Source organism: Blautia intestinihominis, assembly GCF_040096655.1.
GTDB lineage: Bacteria > Bacillota > Clostridia > Lachnospirales > Lachnospiraceae > Blautia_A > Blautia_A intestinihominis.
Genome location: NZ_JBBMEI010000162.1, coordinates 1 through 2,109, shown reverse-complemented (window position 1 = coordinate 2,109; position 2,109 = coordinate 1). Strand labels below are relative to the sequence as shown.

Genomic DNA, 2,109 nt, shown 5'->3' with positions numbered 1-2,109 from the left:
GCAGCAATGTTTTCAGTAGCGGCTTATACCGTGATTCTTGCATTTTCATTATTCAAGACCGGAAGCCTTAGCAAATCAATATTCAATGCCCATTAGCGGGCAGGAAAGGAGCGCATACCATGGCGTATGTACCAGTACCAAAAGACCTTACCAAGGTCAAAACAAAAGTAGCGTTAAATCTGACAAAACGGCAGCTGATTTTCTTTTCACTTGCCGCAGTAGTGGGAATTCCGTTTTATCTGTTCATGAGAAAACCAATCGGTTCCAGTATCGCAGCCATCCTGATGGTAACGATCATGCTTCCATTTTTCTTCATGGCAATGTATGAAAAAGACGGGCTTCCCTTTGAAAAAGTGGTGGCAAATATCATTCGACAGAAGTTTATCTGTCCGTCAGTAAGACCATATAAGACAGAAAATTTTTATCAGGAGATTTCCACCCTTGTAAAAAAGGAGGGTGTGCCGGATGGCAAAAAAGACAAAGCAGGAGGCTCAGCAGGAGCGTCTGTCCCTGGTGGAAAAAAGAAACCGTCAGGAAAGAAGAAACAAAAAAAGCAGAAAAGAAAGAGAACAGGAAAAGCGTAGGAAGAAGCAGGAACGGGACCGCAGGAAACAGAAAAATATTCCTACAACTGCGCAGCAGAGTATTCCGTATATTCGGATGCTGCAGGATGGTATTTGCCAGGTGACAAAGAACTTTTTCTCCAAGACGATTCAGTTTTATGACATCAACTATCAGCTTGCTTTAAATGAGGATAAGACCACGATATTTGAGAATTACTGTGATTTCTTAAATTACTTTGATTCTTCCATCAGTGTGCAGCTGTCCTTTATCAATCAGCAGGTGGATGTGGCAGAATTTGAGAAAAGCATTGACATTCCTGATCAGAACGATGACTTCAATGCCATTCGTGATGAGTACCGTACTATGTTGAAAAATCAGCTTTCAAAAGGAAATAATGGTCTGGTGAAGACAAAGTATATCACTTTTGGAATCGAAGCAGAAAGCCTGAAGGTGGCAAGACCAAGGCTTGAAAGAATCGAAACAGATATCTTAAACAACTTTAAGGTCCTGGGAGCACAGGCACATTCACTAAATGGTCTGGAAAGGCTGGAGATTCTATATCATGTGTTCAACCAGGATCGGATTGAACCATTTAAGTTCCAGTATAAGATGCTGCCGGAAACCGGATTAAAGACCAAAGATTTTATTGCACCGACTTCCTTTAACTTTTCCAAGAATCAGACATTTATGATGGGAAGAACGATGGGGAGTGTGAGTTACCTGCAGATTCTTGCACCGGAGCTGACAGACCGGATGCTTGCAGACTTCCTGGATGTGGATGACAGCATCAATGTCAACATTCATATCCAGTCCATTGATCAGAGTTCAGCAATCAAAATGATCAAGAGCAAGATTTCAGATCTGGATAAGATGAAGATTGAAGAGCAGAAACGGGCGGTACGTTCCGGTTATGATATGGACGTGCTTCCATCAGACCTTGTAACCTATGGAGAAGAGGCGAAGAACCTGTTGGAAGATCTGCAGTCCAGAAATGAGAGAATGTTCCTTGTGACATTTCTGGTAATGAATACCGCAAAGAAGCGTCAGAAGCTGGATAATAATATTTTCCAGGTGCAGGGAATTGCACAGAAATATAACTGTTCTTTAAAACAACTGGATTATCAGCAGGAAGCAGCACTCATGTCCTGTATTCCACTGGGAGTCAATCGAATTGAAATTCAGAGAGGGCTTACCACATCTTCAACAGCGATCTTCGTGCCATTTACGACACAGGAACTGTTTCAGGAAGGGGAAGCTCTTTATTATGGATTAAATGCATTATCCAACAACATGATCATGGTTGATCGGAAACGTCTGAAGAACCCGAATGGACTGATTCTTGGTACACCTGGTTCCGGTAAGTCCTTCTCAGCAAAGAGGGAAATTACAAACTGCTTCCTGATTACGGAAGACGATATCATTGTCTGTGATCCAGAAGCCGAATATTCGGCACTTGTGCAGGCACTGCATGGGCAGGTAGTTCGGGTTTCGCCAGTATCTGACCAGTATATCAATCCAATGGATCTGAACCTGAACTATTCCGAG

2 protein-coding genes and 1 pseudogene are annotated in these 2,109 nt (G+C 42.5%); all 3 read left to right on the top strand.

The window, feature by feature from the left end:
• Positions 1-96, top strand: a pseudogene (locus WMO75_RS20155) (VirB6/TrbL-like conjugal transfer protein, CD1112 family); the annotation flags it as partial.
• Between the two features lie 23 nt (positions 97-119).
• Complete coding sequence (locus WMO75_RS19385; RefSeq protein WP_028086441.1) at positions 120-584, top strand: PrgI family protein; 465 nt, start codon at positions 120-122, stop codon at positions 582-584.
• Positions 466-2,109, top strand: a 1,644-nt coding sequence (locus tag WMO75_RS19380) for a VirB4-like conjugal transfer ATPase, CD1110 family (RefSeq protein WP_349078822.1), incomplete at its 3' end; no start/stop codon positions are given. The genes WMO75_RS19385 and WMO75_RS19380, both read left to right, overlap by 119 nt.